Source organism: Bacillus shivajii (assembly GCF_020519665.1).
Lineage (GTDB): Bacteria > Bacillota > Bacilli > Bacillales > Salisediminibacteriaceae > Bacillus_CA > Bacillus_CA shivajii.
Window position 1 is genome coordinate 3,093,755 of the sequence record NZ_CP084703.1, and the last position, 22,877, is coordinate 3,116,631.

Sequence of the window (22,877 nt, forward strand, 5' to 3'; positions counted from 1 at the left end):
AGCTGGTTTAGAAGGGTAGCTTACCGTTGTGGAAGAGTCAGGTGTTTCCTGGTTCCTAACGATAGTAAATACATTTGAAAGAGGGCAAATAGAAATACACCAATCATTTGTGTACCCTTGTAACAATGGCTACATAGAAGTGTGAACAATACAACAAAAGTAACGAAGAGGATGTCGTACGGAATTAAAAGCTCTGAGAGATTACAAATGAAGCTTTTGTGGAGACATATAGTTAGAACCCATGCGACTTAAGCCGCATGGGTAGAGAGAGAATTGGGAATCTCTACACTACAACTACTGACAGAAAGCCCATAAGTTTTAATCGAAACATCAAATACTCCAATTTCTTTAGATACAAAAAAATCCCAAAATTTAATTTGAGAAGTTCATTTACATTGACATTTTTTGAGGATGTTTTATGTAAGTTCGAATACCTTTAGTTATCCTTTAACCTACCAAACGTTTGTAGTTATCGAGTTTTTTTAGTAATAATGGCGTCCCAGGAGAGATTCGAACTCCCGACCGATGGCTTAGAAGGCCATTGCTCTATCCAGCTGAGCTACTGGGACAAAGATTCATATTTATTTACTTAAATGGAGCGGGTGATGGGAATCGAACCCACGACATCAGCTTGGAAGGCTGAGGTTTTACCACTAAACTACACCCGCATATAATTTTGTTAAGACTTCAACTGCTTGGTACGCACTAACATGTCTCTTCCTCTACTAGCTTTTGCTCTGTTGCCATATCCGTCGAGACAACTCGTAGATATTTCGACGATGTATTTGCTCGTGGCTGAGGTTTTACCACTAAACTACACCCGCATATAATTTTGTTAAGACTTCAACTGCTTGGCACGCACTACCATGTCTCTTAATCAAAGATCCAATTCTTCCCCTGAGTCACATAATACATTATACTAGAAAAAGAAAATCAGTCAAGAACTTTTTTTGAAGAAGGATTGTTTTTCAACAGCGACGTATATAAATATAAACAATCCTCCTTCAAATGTCAACCGATTTTAGAAAAACTTTTACTAAGATTTTCTACTTTTTCTCCGTCCATATTAAAAAAGGTTACATGAAACGTTGCATCGGTAGCTTCTAAAATAACATATGTTCCTTCTTTGACTTGCCGCGGAAGGCGCATACTACCCGGATTGATAATAACCTTTCCTTTTTCCTGAACGGCCACAGGTATATGTGTATGACCATAACAAATAATGTCTGCCCCTGTTTCTTCTCCTTTAAATAAAAGGTTCATTTCTGTCATTTTTACATTTAATAAATGACCATGAGCGACAAAAAAACGTGTTTCAACTACTTCTTCAACCAATTCTTCTTTAAAGGTAGAATCAAAATCACAGTTTCCTCTAACTGTTCGTACATTTTGTAAACAAGGAGCATCTGCTTTTAGTTCTGAATCCCCACAATGAAACATTACGTCCACTTCATTTTTGTGGCGATCAACAACTTGCTGAACTTCTTCCGTCCACCCATGACTATCACTCATAATTAATGCTTTCATGTGTTCTGCTCCCCCTTTTATTATGATTCGATCCATTCATCCCATTGATGAGTTAAAATGTTTAATGCATTGGCACGGTGACTAATTTTATTTTTTTCTTGTTTTTCTAATTGTGCCATCGTTTTGTTTGAATGCGGTAAATAAAAAATAGGGTCATACCCAAAACCGTGATCACCGGAAAACTCTTTCGCAATCATTCCTTCACACGTTCCACGTACCGTTTTTGTTTGTTTGCCTGGAATATAAACGGCCAGTACACATACGAATCTCGCTTGACGTTCTTCTTCTGGAAGGCCTTTTAACTCGTGTAAAAGCTTTTCATTATTTGCATGGTCATCTTTTTCATTACCCGCAAATCTCGCAGAATAAATCCCTGGTTTTCCACCAAGGGCATCAACCTCTAGTCCAGAGTCATCAGAGATGACAGCTTGATTAATCCTTTTTCCGATCGTTTCTGCCTTTTTGATTGCATTCTCCTCAAAAGTTGTACCGTCTTCTATTACATCAATATCCTCGTCAAGGTCTGATAGAGACTTGACAGTAATTCCTTTGTTTTCAAAGAAAGCTGCAAATTCATTCACTTTCCCTTGGTTTTTCGTTGCTATAAAAACTTGTTTTACATTCATGACGTTGCTTCCTCATTTTCTTCTTTCACAGGTAAATCACCAATTTTTTCTGCAAACTCACCGATTGCTTCTTTTTGCATAGCAAATAATTCATAAATCCCCTTTTCAGCAAGGTCTAACATTTCGTTTAGCTGCTTTCGAGAAAACGTTGCTTCCTCTCCAGTTCCTTGAATCTCAACGAACTCACCGTTTCCTGTCATAATAACATTCATATCAACATTCGCTTCTGAGTCTTCAATATAATTCAAGTCTAAAATGGCACCATTTTTCTCATCAATACCAACTGAAATAGCGGCTAAATAATCTTTTATTGGGTTCTTTTGCAATGTTTTTTCATTGATTAGTTTTTCAAAAGCAAGCGACATCGCAATAAATGCTCCAGTAATCGATGCCGTTCTTGTACCACCGTCAGCTTGAATGACATCACAGTCAATCCAAATGGTACGTTCGCCAATTACATCTAAATCAACGACAGAACGGAGTGCTCTTCCGATTAATCGTTGAATTTCCATCGTTCTTCCTGTTAGCTTCCCTTTTGATGATTCACGAATATTACGCTGTTCTGTTGCTCGTGGAAGCATTGAATATTCCGCTGTGATCCAGCCTTTACCTTGATTACGTAAAAATGGCGGAACACGATCTTCGATACTAGCTGAACAAATCACCTTTGTATCACCAAATGAAATTAACACCGATCCTTCTGGGTGTTTAATATAATTTGGTTTGATTTCTACGCTTCTTAACTCATTTGTTTCGCGATTGTCTGGACGCATCGAACCACTCCTTTTGTCATCATTGATATGTATAAAAATCTAAGTCTTCTCTCACTAACAACATCACTTCTCATCAAGAGACTTAGGGTTAAAAATGAAAAGAGGCAGCCAATAGGCTACCTCTTTAATGATAATCGTTTGAATAGCTAATTTCAAATGTACAAAGAACTTTTTAATATTCTCCTGTATTAACCATGCTTGGTCTTGATACGGGTTCTGTAAGAGTTTCTCCAGTACTTACAAGTACAGTACTTTCTGAATCAACTTGTACAGATACATTTTCAACGTCATTTTGTTCTGTCATTGAAAGGACGATCATATTTAACACATTTTCAGACATTGCCGTTCCTTGCATTTGACTTAATACAGCCTCATTAAAGTTCAACGTCAAGGTTCCATTTTGAAGAACAGGCTCAGAAACAAGTTCCACTTCTTGACGGAAGTCTGTTAGAAGGTTCGACATCATGTCCGGCCCTTTTAACAATTCAGCCATCACAGCTTCATAAGGATCAGCTTGTTGATCAACACGACGTGTCACTGGAACGTAATACGTTTGCTCACTATCTTGAGCAAGGAAGTAAACAACAAGAGATGTCGTTGAAGAAATGTCCGCATGGTCACTCATTTCTAAGTTGATCCCGTGCGCACGAGTATATCCTTCTACAATTGGCGTACCTCGTTGAGGCATTTCTTCGACATCTTCCCCATCCATTTGGATTCTTACTCGGTCAACACCTTCCATTTGCGTTACTGTCCATGTTAATGATTGTAAAACTTGAAGTTCGTGTTCCGGACGGTAATCTGCAAATTCTTCATTAAAATTAATTGTAGCAACCCCTTGATTAACTGTAGCATTAATTACTTCTGTACCAGGTGGTAATACGGCTTGGAAACCATTTGGTAACATCTCTGAAATTGGTCCACCTTGTATTAAGTATGATACTTTTTGTGCAACATCATTTTCAGACGCCGGTAAATTAAATGTTTGTGGTGCGACTAACCCATTTCTGTCAACTAAATAAAGCTCTGACATCGCTGTTTCTTCAACTACATCATCATCAACAGCTCCACCTTTTTCATCTACTCCTTCTTCAGTAGACCAAGGTTCTCCTATCTCATCTTCAACTTCTTCTTCCATTGCTTCAATTCCCTCTTCCATCACTTCAAGATCCAACTCTTCATCTTCGTCGAGATAGTTTATTTGTGGCGGATCCATATCCATCTCTTCAAACGTTTCGTCGACTGGATCAGCACCACATGCGCTGAGTGTTACTGCCCCAGCTAGACCAACGAGCAGCCACGTTGATTTTTTTGTTAGGCGACGCATACTTTCCCCTCCTTGACAGTTTGTACTATCATATATACGAGCTTGTTTAAAAATTAGACCAATAGATTGGACGAGTGTAGAAGAAATTTTTTTGAAACTTGGATATAAAACGAAGAGCTTAATGAGTGCATAAAAAAAGAACTTTTCTGGTGTAATGATGCGAGCTATATTGAGGAATGGTCGCTTTTTTATAAAGCGTTGATTAAGAGGGGTATCCACTATTTTCGTGAATTGTTCATGAGTTTTCTGATTTGTTCATTACCGTTTGTTTCTCTCCATTTACTTGAGACTTCAAAGTTCTACTTGCAGTTTTCTATTTTCATGGAATTTAATTAACAAATCACCTCTTACTTCTTAAGTATATTTACTACGTTAACAACAAAGATTAAAACTAGTACATACAAAAAGGAGGTGGCAGTAAATGGACGCACAACGCGCACAGCAAATTTCTTCTTCTCAATCAATGGCAAATGTCACTTATAATGGACAAGCGGTTTATATTGAGCATGTTGACCAACAACAAGGTGTTGCAACAATTCACCCTCTTGATAATCCAGAACAAAAACAAAGTGTTTCAATAGACAGCTTAATGGAGCAGTAGAACGATTATTTGTTCTAATATATGAAACAAGCTTGTATCCAATCGATGGATACAAGCTTGTTTTCTTTTTACACTTTTATCTTGAAATATTTAATCGTTTTATCCAACCTCTGATGAATTAGAGGCTTCAGACCCATCCTCTTTTTTAGCAAAACGGTTTACGATGACGTTAATTGCTCCATCACCTGTAACGTTTGTTGCCGTACCAAAGCTATCTTGAGCCATGTATAAGGCAATCATTAATCCCATAGCTGCCTCACCGAATCCTAACATTGTAGTTAATACTCCTAGTGCAGCCATAATCGCTCCTCCGGGTACACCTGGTGCTGCAATCATAATAATACCAAGCATCATAATTACTGGAAGCATTTCTCCAAAAGTTGGGACAGTATAGTCTCCCAACACGTGCATAACCGCAACAGCACAAGCAACGATCGTAATGACACTACCCGAAAGGTGGATTGTTGCACATAACGGAACACCAAAGTTTGCAACATCTTCTCGAACATTATTTTTCTTCGTTTGCTTAAGCGTAACAGGGATTGTTGCTGCACTACTCATCGTACCTAATCCAGTAAAATAAGCAGGAAGCATATTTTTCATAAGAGCAAATGGATTTTGCTTCGTAAGTGTTCCTGCTGTAACAAATTGAATGGTGATCCATAGCCAATGAGAAATTATCGCAACTAGTAATACAACACCAAATACTTGTAACGTATCAAAAACAGCTCCTTCTGCAGCTAGTTCTACAAAGATACCAGCTATGTATACAGGTAAAAATGGAATGATTACTTTAGAAATGACTAAATCAATAATATTTTTACCTTCATCAAATATTTTCATTAATGATTGACTGTTCGTTTTGGCAATACCGATACCGAAAAGGAATGCCATTGCAAGAGCCGTAATAACCCCCATAAGAGGTTCAATCTCTAAAGCTAGAAACCCCTCTACTCCAGATCCTTCCTCGGGGACTGAGCGCTCAGTCGCATTGATTAGTGGCATTACAGTAATCGCAATGATAAACGCAAAGATACCTGCTAGAATAGTGGACGCATACGCTGTACCAACCGTAGCACCAACCATTTTCCCGGATTTGTTTCCTAGTTTCGAAACCCCGGCAGCAATGAAGAATAAAATAATAAACGGAATAATAAAGCCGATAAATTGTCCAAAAATGTCTTTAATGGTGACAAAAAACTGGGTTACAAAGTTGATGTTCAATAGTCCAATAAGAATACCTGCAATAATACCAATGACTAACTTTCCAATAAGCTTCATCAAATTCCCCCTTGAATGTAAATTGTTAGATTTTAAAAAATATTTTGAAATAAAATATATTTATAATAATGCCTAAAATAAAATAGAAATACAAGTTATATTTATATGTTCAGAATATTAAGATTAAAGCGCTTACATTAGCTTATTGTCAATAATTCGTTTCGATCACATCTATACTAGGAAAACTGTCCTTCCCAAAAGAACTTGTGTAAATGTGTATAGGATTAACTCGTTATTATTTTATAATAATAAAGGGTGTATTGGAAGACAAAATTCTCCCAACACACCTTTACATTAATAAAATTTTATAGAAAAGCTTGTTTAAAACACGGATAATGATATTTTTCCATTTTTCATTTTCCTTTTGGCTTTATCGTCTCACGTAAAAAGCCAAATGGCTGAAGTCTTCGTGTAAGAAATTCAACTTGCTCTGATAACTGACCTACTTGTTTTTCTAGACGTGACACTCTTAAAGCGATATCCTCAGAAACTGGCTCCGTTTTTACTGAAGTTTGTGGGTGGATTGGGATTCTTAGCGTTTGTCCGATATAAAGGATGTTTGGATGATGAATCGTATTTACTTGCATCAATGCATCAAGTGATACATTATATCTATTTGCAATAGACCAAAGAGTTTCACCGGGGTGAACGGTGTGCAACATCATTTTACCTCCTCAAAACCTCAAACATCTTGCTTTGATTAGCCTATGTAAAAAATGTATTTTCAGTGCTTGACTTAATCATAAGAAAACGCCTATAACGGATAAACCGTTCATAGTGATTACAGCCAACAAAATGTACCACCAGTGACATAGTTCTTACCACTGAATGACAAAGAATGTACCAGTAAGTGCCAAGGTATTTACCACTTCACCTTCTGTATAATTATTGAGCACACCTGCGGGTGTGCCATTATTTATGTAGGAGGTATTTTTGTATGATTCATTATCGAAAGATATTGGAATTGCACGATGAGGGGATCAGCCTTAGGGGCATTACCGCAAGTACAGGTAACTCTCGTCAAAAAGTAACAGAGGTAATTAACCTAGCCGAAAAAAAGGGTTTGGTTTGTCCGTTAGAGGAAGAAATGACGGATAAATGGATTGAGGAGTTTCTTTTTCCAGAGAAAACATTAGAAGCTTCAGGCCGGCAACCATTGAACTTTGATTATATTCATGAAGAGTTGGCCAAGCCTAATGTGACACTTTCACTTCTTCATCATGAGTATGAAGCTGAATGTCGAGCGAATCAAAAGATTCCTTATTCGTACCGGAGTTTCTTGCGTCACTATAGTAGGTACGCAGACAAGTATAAAGCTACATTGCGTATACGCAGAAAACCAGGCGAGATAATGGAAGTTGATTGGGCAGGGTCCACAGCCTTCATCATTGATAGAGATACTGGGGAGAAGGTTAAAACGTATGTTTTCGTTGCGACACTACCGTGTAGTCAATTCTCCTATGCGGAAGCAACCTTATCGATGGATTCACAGTCATGGATTACTGCTCACAATAATGCGTATAAGTATTTTGGAGGCTCTACGCAAATTGTAGTACCAGACAATCTTAAAACGAGTGTGACAAAACATACCACTCGTGAATTGATTTTAAATCCTACTTATAGGGAAATGGCTGACTACTACAATACGGTTGTAATGCCTGCACGGGTTCGTACCCCAAAAGATAAGGCAAGTGTTGAAGGGTCTGTTGGAGTTATCTCTACATGGATTATCGCAGCATTAAGAAATACACATTGTTTTAGTATTGATGAATTGAACGAGGAAGTTCGGAAGAAATTAGATGAATTTAATCAGCGTCCTTTTACTAGAAAAAAAGGATCTCGTTTATCAGCATTTGAAGAAGAGGAGAAATTTGCCCTTTCTCCCCTTCCAGTTGCACCATATAAAATGTCTGAATGGAAAAAAACAAAAGTACGTCCTGATTATCATCTTTCCATCGAGAGCATGTTTTATTCTGTACCCTACGAATATATTAATCGAGAAGTAGAGGTGAAGCTTTCAGATCACCTCGTTGAAGTCTTTTTCAATCATATGCGTGTGGCATCACATAAACGATTATACGGGAAGTTTGGACAATCTTCCACCATTCGTGATCACATGCCTGATAATCATAAGTTATACGTGGATCAAACGCCAGAGGCTGCAATGGAATGGGCTGAAACTATCGGAGCATCAACCTTGAGCGTCATACGCTATCTTTTAGATACTTCACAAAATGAAAAACAGGCATTACAGTCCATATTTTCATTGAAAAAGGCTGAGCGCCGTTACACTAAATATGAAATTGAACGTGCATGTAAAATGGTCATTTCTATGACTAAAAGACCAACGGTCAAAAGTATTCAAACGATTTTAAAGAACAATAAAAAAAATGATGCCGAGCAAGAATTGAAACGCCAAACAGATATCAGCAAAAATAATCATGGCTTCACGCGAGGAGCTTCTTACTACGGGGGAACGGGTAAATGATGAATGAACAAACACTAACTAAATTACACGAAATGAAATTAAGCGGAATGGCGGAAGCTTATAAGGAACAATCATCAAATAAAGAATTTCAAAAGATGAGTTTCGAAGAACGTTTTAGTTTACTCGTCGATTTAGAACATTCCCGTCGTAAGAGTAATAAGCTCCAACGCTTGATTAAGACAGCAACTTTTTTGAATTCAAATGCATGTATTGAAGATTTGGAATATCATGAAGATCGAAGACTAGATAAAGATTTGATATTAAAACTGGCCGGCTGCACCTATATCCAAAGCAGTCACAACATCATATTGAAAGGACCTACTGGTTCCGGTAAAACATTTTTGGCAACGGCTTTTGGAGTATCTGCTTGTCGCCAATTTTATAATGTTAAATACATTCGCTTACCGGAATTATTGGATGAACTGTCTCTCGCAAAATTAGCCGCAGACGGCAGCTACCGGAAATTGATCAAAAAATATAAGAAAGTAGATTTACTCATCCTTGATGAATGGTTACTGACAGACCTATCAACGGATGAAGCAGCAATCCTATTAGAAATTACAGAATCTCGTCATAAAGCTGCTTCGACGATTTTCTGTTCACAAATTGACCCTAGTGGATGGCATATAAAGTTAGGGAATGAAACAATTGCGGAAGCAATTCTTGATCGTATTATCCATGACTCCTATCAAATTCTGATAGACGGAGATGTTTCTATGCGTGAGCGTCATGGATTAGGTGGGTAAGTTGAAGATGGCGACTCTAACGAGAAAGGAACTGCGAAAGATAGAAGAATACTATTATTGGAGTGGATACAAAGCCTGGTATCCATTTCCTAAAGAACTAAAAGCAGAGCTTTTGAGTGTCTATAGTGAGGAGCCTTTTCCTCAAACTTGGACGGAGGAGGATATTTGGCAGGGTTCCAGAAAAGTGATCAAGAACTACTTCGATAACAAATCTAACTAATTGAACGTAAAAAAGTCCTACAAGATTATTAAAATGTTAATCTGTAGGGCTTTTTTATTCAATGGTAAACACGTTGGCGTTGTGTGGTAATATCCTTGTCATTCGGTGGTAAAAAACATGGCGAGAGTGGTACATTCTAGTGGCCGTAATCATCATAGGCGTTTTTTTCTTTTATTGTTAAGCTGCGGATTGTGCTGATGCATTTTTCTTAAAGATCACTTGTCGGATGTAAGGAATTACCCAACGGTCTCCACCGTAGCGACCTGCGTTGTATCCTGCTGCGATGACAAAGATACTGATTAATACTAAGAATGGATTTGATGATATTGTTCCTGCAAACATGAATGCGAAGTTCATAATCATTCCGAAGAAAACAGCTGCTGTTGTTAAGATCCCTAACAGTAAGCCTATTCCTACTAAAAGCTCTCCCCAAGCGACCATGAAACTAAATACCCCAGCATTCGGTAAAGCAAAGCCCTCAATGAATGCGTGATACGTTGGATATTGCTCGATAACGGCTTCGTTATTCACAACACCATTTAAATAACCAGATGCATCAAAACCGCCAGTTACTTTTGACCAACCTGCTGTCATCCATTGCCACCCTAAATACACACGTAATACTGCTAAAATCCCCGCTGCGATTGAATTATTTCTTAAAAAGTCCATAAACATGATGAATTCCTCCTCTAGTAAAATATGAATTTATTATTTCCTTAGGTTTCCGACATTCCAGTTAAATGATTAACATGTTTGATTAAGTTGTTGTTATTAGTGATCACTAACTCTTTACACTTATATTATATACTCTATACACTTGTGAAAACCGTCACAAGTGTGAACGTTCCGTTGCAATCTGGTGAATAAAGTGTGACAAACATCACTTTCGACTATACTAAGTGCACGTATAGTTAAATGAGCCACTAATGGCGGAAAGTCATTTGTATTTCGCCAAAAGCACCTTTTAACAACAAAAAAACCAGGTGCCAAGCACCTGGTTTTTTTACCACAAACTCAAGGACGGAAGCAATTAGCATTGATTCATCTTCCTCGCAAGCTAGTGATTATTTTTATCTAGCTTTTCATTTATAACAACCACTTTCTTTTCAAGGTTTTCTAGACGATGTTTATTTGTTTTATTTCTTTTAATAAGAACAACCAGCAAATAAATAATTCCAAAAATGAATGCGAACGAAAAAAGCTGATATAAAATATCAATCACTTCAAATGCATCTCCTTTAATAACTTTATTTTCACTAATGAAATGTTCGATAAAGAAATTTCTTGTTCCACGTGTGACAATTATTTAATACACCATCTTTTGATGTGAATTGTAATTGTCTTTTCTCATGGTCATGTGGACTAAGGTTATTTCCATCTCCTAAAAACTCTACCAGGTATATGGTTGTTTCTTATGAAAACAACTGAATAACACTTATATATCAACAAAAATAAAGGAGATAATGCAGGCACGTTTTCCCTCCATAAATGAGCGGTTATTTTCGATTTTCTTCCTTTAAACTGAACTAATTTAATTATGTCCGCCATCTCTTTATTACAACCATTAGAAACGATTAAACCTTTTATGTTTAATACCTGCCGTTTCATTTACCATCGAAGCTTCTAATACCGCATTTCGGTCAACAGAGAGTACTTTTTCTTTAAGTTTAGGATACATAAACCTGTTCGTTATACAGTAAATGACTTTTGTTTGCTCTCTTAAATAACCACCTTCACCATATAAATATGTCAGTTGCACATCTAAATCCTTAATTAACATTTCTCCGATTTCTTCAGGTTTGTCTGAAATAATTGTAATCGACTTCTCTTGATTTAACCCGTCCAATACAAAATCAATCGTTTTAGAAACGATAAAAAAAATCGCAACGGAGAACATCGCTTGCTCCAAAGAAAAAATAAAAGCCGCTATGGATAATATGATTGCATTAATTGCAAACAAAAATGTGCTAAACGGAATATGGTATTTTTTATTAATCCAAATCGCAATCATTTCAGTACCGTCAATTGCACCACCCAATTTAACCACTAATCCGATGCCTATACCTAGTAAGAAACCACCATATAACACAATTAATACTTCAGATGTTGTAATAGGAAGCATTGGAGCCATCCACGCCAAGCCGATACTCGTTATAACGTTCGCGTACAATGTCCGAATCACGAACTTTCTTCCCATATACTTTGCTGCAAATAGTAAGGCTGGAATATTTAAAGCAAGAAACACGGCCCAAATAGGTAATTCCCACACCGCGTTCGACATAATCGCTATTGCTGTTACACCTCCATCAACGAGGTCATTCGGAGCTAGGATTAGTTCAAGTCCGGCAGCTACAATAATCGAACCACATGTTAAAATAACGTATTCAAAAAGCTTTGTCATCCTCCCCCCCTTAAACTCACAAAGGTCGTCACATATTCATAAATATGTTTTTTATCACTAGTGTTGCATAAATAGTGTCGTAATTTTCAGTTTAATTGTATAACCTTCTCAGAGCCAAAAAGGTAAATACCCAATTAAAGGTGGCTCCATCCATTTGGAAATTAATTTACAATTAGACTAGTGCGACAATGACAAAACTCTGTTAAGGGATGGCTTTCCCTTCAATCTTTCGAAGCCAAATATGCGCTGATTTCCACAATGCAGCCCTTAAATAACGGCTAATTTGCAAGGTTTTTATCCTACTATTTGTCTCAATTTGAGCGAGTACATGCAGACAATAAACAATCAGTGCAATAAATATTTGGTTTTGGATTGCCCATTCGCTTTGCCCATAGAACTTCTTGACTCTGAGATGTTGCTTTATCCACTTGAAAAACAATTCGATTGCCCAGCGTGATTTATACATCTCTGAAATTTCTTCGGCGCTTAAATCAAATCGATTGGTGATCAGTTGCAGTTCATTCCCTTTAGAATCAATCACTTTTAAAAGACGAAAGTAATTTTCAGCACGATTTTGCGTTGTTCCAATCAAGACCATTTGATCGGATAAAACAGATGATTCTTTAGGTAGTATAAAGTCGTCAACTACCCGTATCACAGCGTTCTTCCTTAGCCTTGACAGGAAAAAGTAGCCATCGTCAGTCATACGATCGAAGCGTTCATAGTCGAGATAACCACGGTCAAACACGTACATGCACTCTTTGTCATCAACCATGACTTCCAGCTGATTACGATCGTGTTCCTTCGCTGTTGTAATCAAGGCTTTTTCAGGGTATGAAACTCCTTTTTCCATAAAAACTAGTCGCAAATGTAACTTCACACCAGCTTTTGTTTTGCGGAATTTTGCCCATCTATGATTCGTTAAATTCAACGGCATGGTGCTTGAATCAACGATCTTTAATGGCATAATGAGTTTCGTGTAATGTGTTTTGGCATGTATTTGCCCAACTAAATCCAAAAATAGCTGTTGAAATAAATCTGGATTCATGCCGTTCAATCGTCGTGAAAGCTGAGAAATACTGATGGAATCAAGATCAATCCCTTTTTGTAGTTGATCATCAAAGAGACAATCACTCAGTGCATGGAGACTTTCTACCTCTTCTAGCTGTGCGTATAGTAATAATTTCAAGAATGATTCTGTCGTAAGTTTCTTTGTATAAAAATCTAATTTCAATGTTTTCACCTGTTCATTAAATAATCGAAGATTTATTGGTGAAAACCATTGTCCAAATGAAGTTTTTCGTGTAATCTTATCCATGAGTTGGTCCTTTATTATTGGATTTGGACGGGATTACCACCTGACTTATCCATTATAAAGGACTTTTTCTTTGCACAAAATAACTTTATTGAACATTTTGAGTATTTTTAATAGTTAGCCTAAATTAATGCAACACTAGTGGTTTTTTATTTTACGATCATGTTTGTCATCATTTAAATTATTATGACTTATGTTTTCTTCTTACTAAACAAAACTTATTTAATAACATTTACTGTTATGGCAAGCGTTCCCCACTTTCTCTCTTGTTCACGTGTGTAAATCGTATACGTGCTCTCGACCATTTCTTGTATTGATTTTCCCTTTGCATCATAAGCTTCTGCTGGAATATCACTATACATCTCTTTAAACGAAGAGTAAGTATGTAATTCAAGGATTTCTACAAATAAGCTTTCATTTAATTTTGGTATTATTACAAATTCAATTTCGTCACCAACTTTTAGTTTCCTACGCTTATCATCATTTAGGCGTACTTCAACTGTTTTTCTACCTTCTTTCATAGATTTAAATGGTTGATCAAGTAATTTCATTCTATGCAGCATATTCACTCGCCCTTACTTAGGTTTAAATATTCAATAATTTCCCATTATAAAAATTGTACCATTAAATAGCTCATATGAGCGAGGTACTTCATTTTTTCCAACTAGGCGATTGGCCTTTGTGGTGTGGGAACCAGTTGATAATACGATTAACTACAAAAAACCGTGTTACAAATGCAGTAACACGGCTTTTCAAGTCGTTCATTAACGAATATTAAATACTTCAATCATTTTTTTCAGTTTTTCACTTGATTCATTTAGTTCTTCTGCAGAATGAGAAATAGTTGAAATTGCTTTAATCTGTTCTTCAATAGAAGCCGTAATCTCTTCTGTAGAAGCTGCTGATTCTTCGGAAACCGCTGAAATACTTTGGAAAGTACCAATCACATCGTCCTTTGATTGATTCACACCTTCAATATCTTGACTGATAGCTTCAATCGATTGAATAATCTTTTTCATATCATGATCAATGGACTTAAAGACGTTTTCGGTATCATCAACAACTTGTAATTGCTCTTCTGAGATTTTATTCGTTTTGTCCATCGCTTCTGTAGCGTTTTTCGTTTCGCCTTGAATACCTAGAATTGTTTTTCTTACTTGTTCAGTAGCATCAGAAGATTGTTCTGCTAACTTCCTTACTTCATCAGCGACAACAGCAAAGCCTCTTCCATGCTCACCAGCTCTTGCTGCTTCAATCGAAGCATTTAAAGCGAGTAAGTTTGTTTGTTCAGAGATTTCATTAATTGTACCAATTACACTTTCGATCTCTTTAATTTTATATACAAGGCTTGAAAGTACATCATTAACAGATTGAATGACTTCGTTTGATTCATTTGTTTTATCTTTTAACGTGGCAATTTGAGAAGAACCTTGCTGGCTTGATTCATTAGCCCCATTTGATAAAACATTCATCTGTTCATTTTGTTCACTAACACTGTCTATTTTTGAAGAAAGAGACATCGACTTTTGATTTGCACTTTCGATATCAGACGCTTGCTGATTTGCCCCAGATGCAATTTCTGAAATTGCTCTACCTACTTCCTCACTGGAGGCTGTTGTTTCTTCTGATAATGCACTTAAACTTTGCGAAGCTTGAGAAACTTCGGAAACGGACCCTTCTACAGAAGAAATCAGTTCTTTCATATTCTCTACCATGCGATTAAAGTGGTTTGATAACACACCAATTTCATCTTTCGATTTTGAATTAACACGAACGGTTAAATCTCCTTCTGCTACTTTATTGACTTGCTCTTTCAAAGTAATGATTGGTTTCGTAATACTTTGAGAGATGAAGAATGTAATAATAATTGCAAGTACAATACCAATTATAGAAACGATAAGGATTACTAACAGTAACTGATTTGATTCTTGCATTAATCGTTCTTCTAAGTATACGGTTCCAACTTTCCAATCTGTGTGCTCAATTGTTCCATATGCTAAAAAGCGGTCATCTCCATTGTGTGTATAATGAAACGAACCTTCGTCATTTTCTGATGCATACATCGATTGAATGAAGTCTAACTCTGATAGGTCATTTCCTGATTCAGTTGGGTGAACCATTGCAGTTCCATTTTGGTCAAATAAAAAAGAATATCCATCATACCCTACTTGAACATGACTGATAATCTCGGCTAGCGTATCGAGTGTTAAATCACTCGCTACCACACCTAACGTCCTGTTAGTACGAGGGTCTTGAACGGCTTTTGCTACGGTTAATACATACTCTCCGTTACTTTCATCGATATATGGTTCTGTAAAAATAACTTCATCTGGGTTTGCAGCTGCTTGCTCATACCACGGTCTCGTTGTCGGATCAAAGTCAGCTGGCAAGTTTATATTTGGAACTGTAAACATGTCAGTAGTTTCTGCTGAGGCAATATAAGCAAGTGTTATATTTTCAAATGAATCCAAATATTTCTCAAAATCTCTTTGTAAACTTTCCGTTGAAAAATCTTCAGCCTCAATCAAATAATCAATAACTAAATCACTGTCACTGTATCTGTCAACACTGATACTAAACTGATCTAAATACATTTCCGTTAGCCGTTCCATTTCATGTACACTTGAATTCGCTTGAACTAATGCGTTCTCTTCAATCGAATCTTGACTGATGAAAACGGTTACAGCCGAAACCGAACCAAGAATCAATATGATTAAAACCGTAAAAGATACAATCATTTTTGTATTAATTTTCTTAAACATAATGTCCCCTCCTCTATAGTCAAAAAGAACTATCCATTAATCACAAAAATAATATTATCACAATAAATATCAAAAAAGTTTCAACTTGAAAATTTCGATCTTTTCAGAAATAACAATAAATACAGAACTCTTTCGCAAAACCAAGAAAAGACATCGATCTGTAACATTTGTAAGATTTTACTATAAAATAAAAATACTATAGGCCTGACTTATAATAGGACTTTTTTACATGTGAGCGAAAGGGGAAAAACATGATTTGCATGATTTATAAATCGATAATCTAAAGGAAAGCGCAACGATCTTTACCGAAAAAGCTATGGTCTGACTCGACGCATACATAAAAAACCAGTCATTGACTGGTTTTAGGTCAATAATATTCGTTGTGAACACCGATACTTTCTTACATAAAGTTCATAGATAAGATGAAGACTTGCGTAATAAAAACGATAACACTCATAACCAAAAATAAATGAACGATGTATTGCTTCGACTCTCGTTTATATTTTCCACTCCATATAAGCGCGAATACTATGTAAAATCACAATAAAAATATAAATGGAATACCAAACCATTTTGATATGATCATTTCAAAACCTATAATTTGGTTATGACTCTTCTTTTCTTTTAAGGATCGAATGAATGGGGAAAAGATAACAGAAATAAAAAATTTGTTAAGACAATATTAAGGCCAACTCCTGGCATCTAAGTAGTTCCAATTTGGAGGAGAAAAATATTAAACACCATTTAATTGGAAACACGTTTAACAATGCGTTTGGCGGGTTGCTTTTTTGTTATATTATCAAGGTTCTACCTTGATAATAAGTTTATAGTTTGGAAGCACATGTTGCTTCTTCCTCTACTAGCTTTTGCTCCGTAGCTTGATGCGTCGGCGCAGCTCTCAGTGGTTCGACGAAGCTGTGTTTGTTGCTTCGCTTTCCGCGGGCACGGCCTCAACTTCCCAAAACTCACCTCGTTCGTTTTGGGTGATTTTCGCCCTCCTGCTTCTTCCTCTTCTAACTATGCTACGTAGCTTGATGCGTCGGCGCAACTTACCGTTGTTCGACGAAGTTTGGTTCGTCGCTGTTCCCGCTGGAGTCTCGCTACATGCTTCCAAACTTAGCATAATAAATTTTCATGCTTCATGGTGCGAAAAATAACTTCGTATGGATGTCTACCTAGAAGATTTCTTTTAGTATGTCTATTTTGGACAGCAAAATAACGAGGCAATGTTAAAAGGGGGGTTATTAACATGTCAATTATGTGAAAATGGAGATACACCCTTATATATCAACAAAAATAAAGGAGATAATTCGGACGCGAATAACCTCCAAAAATATGTTGTTATTTTCGATTTCCCCCCTAAAATGAAAGAATTACGTACTTATCATCCACGAACCTTTTGTAGCATATTTGACAGACCTTTCGCACTAAATAATAAATAAACACCAATGAAGATTTGAAGAATGACTCCAATTGAATGAAAAAGACTATTAGACATGTTTGTAGAAACTATCGATGCGTACTGTTCTTGTAATAATAGTAACCCTGGAATGAGATTAAACAATTGCGGTATTGCATGAACTAGAACGATTAAACCAACAACTGAAAATGCAGCTGTTTGTAAGTGATAAGCATTGATTTTATTATCTTGTTTATCAGAATCTTCATTTATATTTTGTTTTTTCATAATAAATACAGTTAGTTTTTCTGCGTAGATCCATAACATAACCCCTGCCCCAACAATGATCAGGAACGGAAGCATACCTATTAATACAATTGGAAAGTTAATTGTTGTGTGCATCATCGGATCATTCAAAGTAGAAAACATTTGTGATGTGCTTATAAACATCGGTAAATGTTGCAATGATTGGATCACAACATAAACAGCTAATATTTTTAATGCGATAACAGTCATGTTTCGTATATTCATATCATCCACTCCTATTTATTCAATATCATGTAACTTTCTTTCATAAAGTACTTCATCCGATGCATTCAAAACTCGGATATTCCCGTTTGTATAAAAATAATCTTCAGTTGCAATAAAATAAGAAAATTTTCTTTCATTTTGACCGGTAACGACTGGCAATTCGTATGTTTTTTCATCAAAAGAAAGTTCCAATACTTCTGCATCATCAACAAATATGGAGAATAGCATGAAGTTTTCTTGTTCATTCCCCGTAAATAAACGATCCATAAAAGTGACAAATACCCCACCCTCGTCATATATATCGCGTAAAAGTACCGGACGAAAACGGTCTACATTCTCCCACTTCCCCCATGATTTTTCAAAAAATGAATACCCTTCAGATTCATCATAAGTGTCATATATCACAAAAGCACGCTGCTCATCTACATGTTCAATATGGAATTGACTTACTTGGTCAAAGCTCTCAAAGATGATAGATTGTATTTGCTCTTCATCGTCGTGAAAATAATTAATAATAAAAAGGCCCGTTACAAATAGCCCAATAATGATAAAAAGTTGATTTCGTTTGGATATCATCTCGTTATTCTCTACCCCTTTTCGACACTACACGATTTTTTTATAAATGATAATTCCAAGAAGAATAAGGATTAGTGCTATAAAAACAATTAATTCTGGTGAATGAAAAACAACAAAAATTGAATGATTGTATTCATATTCTGTTGTAACATGTTCCATACGTGCCCGTTCCTTTTAGCAATTAAACCCAATCATTGTAACATATTAATATGTCAATTTACGTAATCGTTACAAATTTTCTTTCTAGTTTTACGTAATATGCTTTAAAAAGTTTCATAGAAAAAGAGGACACCACTAATGTTTTTTAGCGATATCCTCTGTCATTATGCTTTATTATGCTTTTATCCACGTATCATTCATTTCTACATCTGCTGCTTTTAACATTGTATATACTGGACATCGAGATTCAACTTTTTCTTGTAGTTCTTTTAGTCTGTCATCTGATTCACTTGTTGTTACTGTTGCCTCTACTGTCACTGCTTCAAAGTAAGGACGTACAGAAGGGTCCCCCATGAAACCTTTAGGATCGAATTGTCCTTTCATTTTGAACGTAATATCTTGTAAGTCAAAATTCATTTCACGTGCGACCATTCGTGCTGTCACGTTTTCACAAGCTGCTAACGACCCTAGTACAGATTGTAGTGGGTTAGGTCCTAAATCTTGACCTCCCATTTGATTTCCTTCATCAATAATAAATTCATGCTTTCCAGCCTTCGCTGTCACTGTAATTCCTTCTGTCTCAGCATTTACCATAATGTTCATTTTGTTTGCCATTATAAATCACTCTCTTTCATAAATTTTTAATATTCATTTTGTAGTTGATTCTTTTTAAACCAACGTTTATTTGAAAACTTACTGTAATAGGCAATACTTTGTTGCTGCACAACGAAACCAATTGTTAGTAAAAGGGCAGCTTCAGCACCAAATGCTGTTGCACCCAAACCAATTGCAATTGAAAGGTTGCGTAGGACTGTTCCATTTACGAACGCAATCCCATCTCCACGGTTAAAAAATTTTAAAGCAGTAAATGTTGCTATTAGATAATTAAGCCCATAAAACACGACTAAAACTAAAATTGAAATAACAATAAGTTGTAAATTTGATGCAATGATTGACGCTTGTGTACTAATACTTACAAAAACAACATATAACATCGCCCAGATGCTTAAAGGAGCAAGGTTCGGCTTAATTTTCTTTTGGAAATGTTCAAGCGTATACTTTTTCAATATTAATTTAAATGTAAAATGACCAAGTATCATTGGTAAGAAGACAATTAATGCAATCGTACGAATCGTAGCCAAAATATTAATGTCTACATACTCTCCTACCATTGCAATTAAATACCAAGGTGTAAGGATTGATCCTATGATTAATCCAAAAACGGTTAATTTTACGGATGCAGGGACGTTCCCTTTCTGTAGTGCCGTCCAAGAAATCGTCATTCCACTAGTCGGTAATAAAGCTGCTAGAGCTAAACCAGCAAACATAATTGGATACTCAGTTAAAAAAAGTTTACCAATAGCATAAGCAATCCCAGGGATAATTAAAAAGTTCATAACAATAGCAAAGCCGTGAATTTTTGACCCTTTAATTGATTTTAACTCCTTTAATTTAAAACCAATTAAAGTTGCATAAATCATAATAATTGTTGCAAATAAGATCGTCCCTCGCAAAAAGCTTGTATCGATAAACATACCTATAATAAATCCAAGGATTAAAGTAGTTGGGATACTAAACATAAGGTACTTTTGCGGAAATGTATAAACTTTCTTCATTCGATCAACCACACTCCTTTCTCCAATAACTAAATACCCACTGGGGTATAATAATACTTTAAGGGGTATTTTGGTTTTTGTCAACATCGTTTTATTATTTTTATCTGTGGGAATATGCATGCATTTAACTCCATTACAGCCTACATTTTTTACTAGTTCATGCATTAGAATTCCGTTCACGAACAATTCAAAATAGCATTTCAAATAATGAAAGTTATTCAACAAGCCTCTCACATATACCTATACAGGTATGAATAATGAACGCAAAAAAGCGTATGTAGTTCAATTAAGAACTCATACGCTCTCTTTGTAAAGTAATTTTTATAAACGATGGTTGATTACTTTTTTTCCTGGCAAGTTAATTCGTTTTACTTGGATGTCTTCCAAGTCAAGCCATGTTTTAGCAACAAGCTCAAAGGTTGTACCAGGCCCTGTCGTATAAAACAAATGATTCGGCTTGTGAATTCCTTTGGCTAATCGTTTTTGATGGTAAAGTAAAGAACTTACTTCTCGTGCTGTTTCATCACCTGAACAAATAATTTCGATATCATCTCCGACAATATCACGAATAATTGGTGCTAATAATGGGTAGTGAGTACACCCAAGAATTAAACTATCAATTGTTGTTCGTAAGATCTGTTGTAATGTTTCTTCAACCGTTTGACGAGCTTCTTTCCCACCTAAAATCCCTCTTTCAACTAGTGGCACAAACTTCGGGCAAGCTAAGCTTTCAACCTTCAACCGAGGATTAATTGTCGTCAAGGCTCTTTCGTAAGCCCTGCTTCGAATTGTCCCTTCTGTGCCAATCACACCTACGTGATCGTTTTTCGTTGATTTTAGGGCTGCCACTGCTCCTGGATGAATCACACCAATGACTGGAATTGACAACCTTTCTTGTGCTTCTTCTAGGATAACAGCAGTTGCTGTATTACAAGCAATGACTAGCATTTTTACTTCATGAAAAAGAAGATAGTCAATCATTTCCCATGTGAATTGCCTTACTTCTTCAACAGGCCTAGGGCCATAAGGACAACGGGCGGTATCTCCAATATAGATGATTTCTTCTTTAGGTAGCTGTCTGATTAATTCAGATACAACGGTCAAACCGCCGACACCCGAATCAATCACTCCAATTGGTTTTTCCAAGATAACGTCCTTCTCTCTACTTTAAATGTTTGGTATTTTTAAATCAACAGACATAATAATTTGATGATATACCTAACTATAAGTTACCACATCTTCTATCTGTTGAAACTCAAACATTAGAACGATTTCCATGTTTTTGCGTCGCGTTTCATTTCATCTTTTAAAAAGCTTAAATTCTTCTCTAAAAAGTCAATATCTTCTTTTGAGAAGTTTTCAAGCACACCTTGTAAATAACCTTGACGACGATTGATTACTTCTCGAATAATCGTTGCTCCTTTTTCTAGCAGATGAATACGAACAACACGACGATCCTTAGAATCTTTCACTCTCTCCACTAATTCATTCTTTTCCATTCGGTCAATTAAGTCTGTTGTCGTACTGCAAGCTAAATACATTTTATTCGATAGCTCACCAATGGTCATATCACCATATTCATGAAGCCACTGTAATGCGACAAACTGTGGAGGGGTTATCGGAAATTCATTTAAAATTTCTCTCCCTTTTTGTTTGACAATGTCGGCAATCATACGAAGAGATTTTTCAATTTGTGCAACTTGCTGACGATCAATTGTTACGCCTTGTTCCTGCTCTGGCATTGTCTTCCCTCCTTTCGATAGTCGAAACATTTACTAATAGCTGTCCAAAAAATAATGCTAATGACTTTATAATCGTTCGTCATTTTCATCCTTTTTTTGAACGTCCAAATATTACTTTTATTTTCCTTGTTTTTTTATCAGATTTCAAGTGTTTACAGGACATTTGTTCTATTTGGGCAAAAAATGGCTCAAAATCTTTCGAGAAGTGAAATACTTACCAAGATTTTAGACCATTTGTACACTTTTAGTCCTTTCATTATCCACCTATTTTTTCATGACATATTTCATCGTCAACCAATATAGTCCTCCACCGAACATATAGGCAATAATATCTATAGGATCTGTTACGCTAGATCGTAAATATAATGGTGTAATATATTCCCAAAACAAACCAACCATAAACGTAACTAACATCATCACTTTGAAGGTAAACATATATAAACGAAACTGCTTTCCGATTAAGATAAATAAATTCGACAAAGCAAGAATCATCATACCAGCAAAAATATCATTAAAATACCAATGGAAAAAGAAGTGGTCGTACACCATCTTTAACATGAATTGATTTACTATGTAGCTTAAGCCTGCTATGAAAACGAGGATAACATTTAAAAAAATGAGAGTATTATAATTGCTACGATCACAGCACCAACTACGCCCCAAAACGATAGCCCCGCTTTCTCATCATCATACTTCTTGATCAACCTTCGAGCTGCGACGAGTGACCGCAGAAGTCTACGTGTATCTCTACTGCTTCTAATACCTAACATCATTTGGGGGTACTCCT

The 22,877-nt window shown here is 36.1% G+C and carries 24 protein-coding genes, 2 tRNA genes and 1 pseudogene; 3 read left to right on the top strand and 24 right to left on the bottom strand.

Annotated elements, in window-relative coordinates; translation table 11 throughout:
• Positions 1 to 492 precede the first annotated feature (492 nt).
• The 6 genes from LGQ02_RS15040 to LGQ02_RS15065 form a co-directional block, all read right to left on the bottom strand.
• Positions 493 to 569: transfer RNA gene (locus tag LGQ02_RS15040), tRNA-Arg, on the bottom strand.
• Between the two features lie 25 nt (positions 570 to 594).
• Positions 595 to 668: transfer RNA gene (locus LGQ02_RS15045), tRNA-Gly, on the bottom strand.
• A gap of 343 nt (positions 669 to 1,011) precedes the next feature.
• Positions 1,012 to 1,527: a metallophosphoesterase family protein gene (locus LGQ02_RS15050; RefSeq protein ID WP_226515166.1), complete on the bottom strand. Its 516-nt coding sequence runs from the start codon at positions 1,525 to 1,527 to the stop codon at positions 1,012 to 1,014.
• A 20-nt stretch (positions 1,528 to 1,547) separates the two neighbouring features.
• On the bottom strand, positions 1,548 to 2,153 hold the full coding sequence (locus LGQ02_RS15055; RefSeq protein WP_226515167.1) for an XTP/dITP diphosphatase: 606 nt from the start codon (positions 2,151 to 2,153) through the stop codon (positions 1,548 to 1,550).
• On the bottom strand, positions 2,150 to 2,926 hold the full coding sequence (gene rph, locus LGQ02_RS15060; RefSeq protein WP_226515168.1) for a ribonuclease PH: 777 nt from the start codon (positions 2,924 to 2,926) through the stop codon (positions 2,150 to 2,152). Before rph ends, LGQ02_RS15055 begins: the two co-directional genes overlap by 4 nt.
• Before the next feature lie 172 nt (positions 2,927 to 3,098).
• Positions 3,099 to 4,253 carry a GerMN domain-containing protein gene (locus LGQ02_RS15065; protein ID WP_226515169.1) on the bottom strand — a complete coding sequence of 385 codons (1,155 nt, stop codon included), beginning with the start codon at positions 4,251 to 4,253 and terminating at the stop codon, positions 3,099 to 3,101.
• 421 nt (positions 4,254 to 4,674) lie between these two features.
• Here LGQ02_RS15065 and LGQ02_RS15070 point away from each other — a divergent pair, with 421 nt between their 5' ends.
• Positions 4,675 to 4,854 carry a small acid-soluble spore protein H gene (locus LGQ02_RS15070; protein ID WP_226515170.1) on the top strand — a complete coding sequence of 60 codons (180 nt, stop codon included), beginning with the start codon at positions 4,675 to 4,677 and terminating at the stop codon, positions 4,852 to 4,854.
• Between the two features lie 99 nt (positions 4,855 to 4,953).
• On the opposite strand, the gene LGQ02_RS15075 is transcribed toward LGQ02_RS15070, so the two are convergent.
• Positions 4,954 to 6,135 (bottom strand): dicarboxylate/amino acid:cation symporter, encoded by a 1,182-nt coding sequence (locus LGQ02_RS15075; protein ID WP_226515171.1) that lies wholly within the window; start codon positions 6,133 to 6,135, stop codon positions 4,954 to 4,956.
• 353 nt (positions 6,136 to 6,488) lie between these two features.
• On the bottom strand, positions 6,489 to 6,800 hold the full coding sequence (locus LGQ02_RS15080; RefSeq protein WP_226515172.1) for a LysM peptidoglycan-binding domain-containing protein: 312 nt from the start codon (positions 6,798 to 6,800) through the stop codon (positions 6,489 to 6,491).
• 272 nt (positions 6,801 to 7,072) lie between these two features.
• Here LGQ02_RS15080 and istA point away from each other — a divergent pair, with 272 nt between their 5' ends.
• Positions 7,073 to 8,623: an IS21 family transposase gene (gene istA, locus LGQ02_RS15085; protein WP_226514555.1), complete on the top strand. Its 1,551-nt coding sequence runs from the start codon at positions 7,073 to 7,075 to the stop codon at positions 8,621 to 8,623.
• Positions 8,620 to 9,369: an IS21-like element helper ATPase IstB gene (gene istB, locus LGQ02_RS15090; RefSeq protein ID WP_226514556.1), complete on the top strand. Its 750-nt coding sequence runs from the start codon at positions 8,620 to 8,622 to the stop codon at positions 9,367 to 9,369. The genes istA and istB overlap by 4 nt, the downstream gene beginning before the upstream one ends.
• A 397-nt stretch (positions 9,370 to 9,766) precedes the next feature.
• On the opposite strand, the gene LGQ02_RS15095 is transcribed toward istB, so the two are convergent.
• From LGQ02_RS15095 to LGQ02_RS15160, 16 genes and pseudogenes are all read right to left on the bottom strand, one after another.
• Positions 9,767 to 10,264, bottom strand: coding sequence for a DoxX family membrane protein (locus LGQ02_RS15095; protein WP_226515099.1), 498 nt, complete (start codon positions 10,262 to 10,264; stop codon positions 9,767 to 9,769).
• Between the two features lie 382 nt (positions 10,265 to 10,646).
• Positions 10,647 to 10,811 (bottom strand): hypothetical protein, encoded by a 165-nt coding sequence (locus LGQ02_RS15100; RefSeq protein WP_226515173.1) that lies wholly within the window; start codon positions 10,809 to 10,811, stop codon positions 10,647 to 10,649.
• A gap of 342 nt (positions 10,812 to 11,153) precedes the next feature.
• Positions 11,154 to 11,990, bottom strand: a complete 837-nt coding sequence (locus LGQ02_RS15105) for a YitT family protein (RefSeq protein WP_226515174.1) — start codon at positions 11,988 to 11,990, stop codon at positions 11,154 to 11,156.
• A gap of 202 nt (positions 11,991 to 12,192) precedes the next feature.
• Positions 12,193 to 13,308: an IS4 family transposase gene (locus tag LGQ02_RS15110; protein ID WP_226514820.1), complete on the bottom strand. Its 1,116-nt coding sequence runs from the start codon at positions 13,306 to 13,308 to the stop codon at positions 12,193 to 12,195.
• Positions 13,309 to 13,523: 215 nt separating this feature from the next.
• Complete coding sequence (locus LGQ02_RS15115) at positions 13,524 to 13,868, bottom strand: ASCH domain-containing protein (RefSeq protein ID WP_226515175.1); 345 nt, start codon at positions 13,866 to 13,868, stop codon at positions 13,524 to 13,526.
• Between the two features lie 201 nt (positions 13,869 to 14,069).
• Positions 14,070 to 15,020, bottom strand: coding sequence for a methyl-accepting chemotaxis protein (locus LGQ02_RS21525; RefSeq protein WP_404802431.1), 951 nt, complete (start codon positions 15,018 to 15,020; stop codon positions 14,070 to 14,072).
• Positions 15,021 to 15,062: 42 nt separating this feature from the next.
• A pseudogene (locus tag LGQ02_RS21530) lies at positions 15,063 to 16,067 on the bottom strand (cache domain-containing protein); the annotation flags it as partial.
• Between the two features lie 1,384 nt (positions 16,068 to 17,451).
• Positions 17,452 to 17,997 (bottom strand): hypothetical protein, encoded by a 546-nt coding sequence (locus tag LGQ02_RS15125; protein ID WP_226515177.1) that lies wholly within the window; start codon positions 17,995 to 17,997, stop codon positions 17,452 to 17,454.
• Between the two features lie 15 nt (positions 17,998 to 18,012).
• Positions 18,013 to 18,573 (bottom strand): hypothetical protein, encoded by a 561-nt coding sequence (locus tag LGQ02_RS15130; RefSeq protein ID WP_226515178.1) that lies wholly within the window; start codon positions 18,571 to 18,573, stop codon positions 18,013 to 18,015.
• A gap of 27 nt (positions 18,574 to 18,600) precedes the next feature.
• On the bottom strand, positions 18,601 to 18,732 hold the full coding sequence (locus tag LGQ02_RS21345; RefSeq protein ID WP_264183986.1) for a hypothetical protein: 132 nt from the start codon (positions 18,730 to 18,732) through the stop codon (positions 18,601 to 18,603).
• A gap of 174 nt (positions 18,733 to 18,906) precedes the next feature.
• Positions 18,907 to 19,347: an OsmC family protein gene (locus tag LGQ02_RS15135; RefSeq protein ID WP_226515179.1), complete on the bottom strand. Its 441-nt coding sequence runs from the start codon at positions 19,345 to 19,347 to the stop codon at positions 18,907 to 18,909.
• Between the two features lie 26 nt (positions 19,348 to 19,373).
• Positions 19,374 to 20,348: an arsenic resistance protein gene (locus LGQ02_RS15140; RefSeq protein WP_226515180.1), complete on the bottom strand. Its 975-nt coding sequence runs from the start codon at positions 20,346 to 20,348 to the stop codon at positions 19,374 to 19,376.
• A 321-nt stretch (positions 20,349 to 20,669) separates the two neighbouring features.
• Positions 20,670 to 21,494, bottom strand: a complete 825-nt coding sequence (gene racE, locus LGQ02_RS15145) for a glutamate racemase (protein ID WP_226515181.1) — start codon at positions 21,492 to 21,494, stop codon at positions 20,670 to 20,672.
• 116 nt (positions 21,495 to 21,610) lie between these two features.
• Positions 21,611 to 22,090, bottom strand: a complete 480-nt coding sequence (locus tag LGQ02_RS15150) for a MarR family winged helix-turn-helix transcriptional regulator (protein WP_226515182.1) — start codon at positions 22,088 to 22,090, stop codon at positions 21,611 to 21,613.
• A gap of 264 nt (positions 22,091 to 22,354) precedes the next feature.
• Positions 22,355 to 22,648: a hypothetical protein gene (locus LGQ02_RS15155; protein WP_226515183.1), complete on the bottom strand. Its 294-nt coding sequence runs from the start codon at positions 22,646 to 22,648 to the stop codon at positions 22,355 to 22,357.
• A gap of 50 nt (positions 22,649 to 22,698) precedes the next feature.
• On the bottom strand, positions 22,699 to 22,863 hold the full coding sequence (locus LGQ02_RS15160) for a hypothetical protein (protein ID WP_226515184.1): 165 nt from the start codon (positions 22,861 to 22,863) through the stop codon (positions 22,699 to 22,701).
• Positions 22,864 to 22,877 lie beyond the last annotated feature (14 nt).

Coding starts and splice junctions, on each gene's coding strand:
- LGQ02_RS15050 (WP_226515166.1), bottom strand. CDS start 1,527: ATGAAAGCATTAATTATGAGTGATAGTCATGGGTGGACGGAAGAAGTT.
- LGQ02_RS15055 (WP_226515167.1), bottom strand. CDS start 2,153: ATGAATGTAAAACAAGTTTTTATAGCAACGAAAAACCAAGGGAAAGTG.
- rph (WP_226515168.1), bottom strand. CDS start 2,926: ATGCGTCCAGACAATCGCGAAACAAATGAGTTAAGAAGCGTAGAAATC.
- LGQ02_RS15065 (WP_226515169.1), bottom strand. CDS start 4,253: ATGCGTCGCCTAACAAAAAAATCAACGTGGCTGCTCGTTGGTCTAGCT.
- LGQ02_RS15070 (WP_226515170.1), top strand. CDS start 4,675: ATGGACGCACAACGCGCACAGCAAATTTCTTCTTCTCAATCAATGGCA.
- LGQ02_RS15075 (WP_226515171.1), bottom strand. CDS start 6,135: ATGAAGCTTATTGGAAAGTTAGTCATTGGTATTATTGCAGGTATTCTT.
- LGQ02_RS15080 (WP_226515172.1), bottom strand. CDS start 6,800: ATGATGTTGCACACCGTTCACCCCGGTGAAACTCTTTGGTCTATTGCA.
- istA (WP_226514555.1), top strand. CDS start 7,073: ATGATTCATTATCGAAAGATATTGGAATTGCACGATGAGGGGATCAGC.
- istB (WP_226514556.1), top strand. CDS start 8,620: ATGATGAATGAACAAACACTAACTAAATTACACGAAATGAAATTAAGC.
- LGQ02_RS15095 (WP_226515099.1), bottom strand. CDS start 10,264: ATGTTTATGGACTTTTTAAGAAATAATTCAATCGCAGCGGGGATTTTA.
- LGQ02_RS15105 (WP_226515174.1), bottom strand. CDS start 11,990: ATGACAAAGCTTTTTGAATACGTTATTTTAACATGTGGTTCGATTATT.
- LGQ02_RS15110 (WP_226514820.1), bottom strand. CDS start 13,308: ATGGATAAGATTACACGAAAAACTTCATTTGGACAATGGTTTTCACCA.
- LGQ02_RS15115 (WP_226515175.1), bottom strand. CDS start 13,868: ATGCTGCATAGAATGAAATTACTTGATCAACCATTTAAATCTATGAAA.
- LGQ02_RS21525 (WP_404802431.1), bottom strand. CDS start 15,020: ATGGTAGAGAATATGAAAGAACTGATTTCTTCTGTAGAAGGGTCCGTT.
- LGQ02_RS15125 (WP_226515177.1), bottom strand. CDS start 17,997: ATGAATATACGAAACATGACTGTTATCGCATTAAAAATATTAGCTGTT.
- LGQ02_RS15130 (WP_226515178.1), bottom strand. CDS start 18,573: ATGATATCCAAACGAAATCAACTTTTTATCATTATTGGGCTATTTGTA.
- LGQ02_RS21345 (WP_264183986.1), bottom strand. CDS start 18,732: ATGGAACATGTTACAACAGAATATGAATACAATCATTCAATTTTTGTT.
- LGQ02_RS15135 (WP_226515179.1), bottom strand. CDS start 19,347: ATGGCAAACAAAATGAACATTATGGTAAATGCTGAGACAGAAGGAATT.
- LGQ02_RS15140 (WP_226515180.1), bottom strand. CDS start 20,348: ATGAAGAAAGTTTATACATTTCCGCAAAAGTACCTTATGTTTAGTATC.
- LGQ02_RS15150 (WP_226515182.1), bottom strand. CDS start 22,090: ATGCCAGAGCAGGAACAAGGCGTAACAATTGATCGTCAGCAAGTTGCA.
- LGQ02_RS15155 (WP_226515183.1), bottom strand. CDS start 22,648: ATGTTAAAGATGGTGTACGACCACTTCTTTTTCCATTGGTATTTTAAT.
- LGQ02_RS15160 (WP_226515184.1), bottom strand. CDS start 22,863: ATGATGTTAGGTATTAGAAGCAGTAGAGATACACGTAGACTTCTGCGG.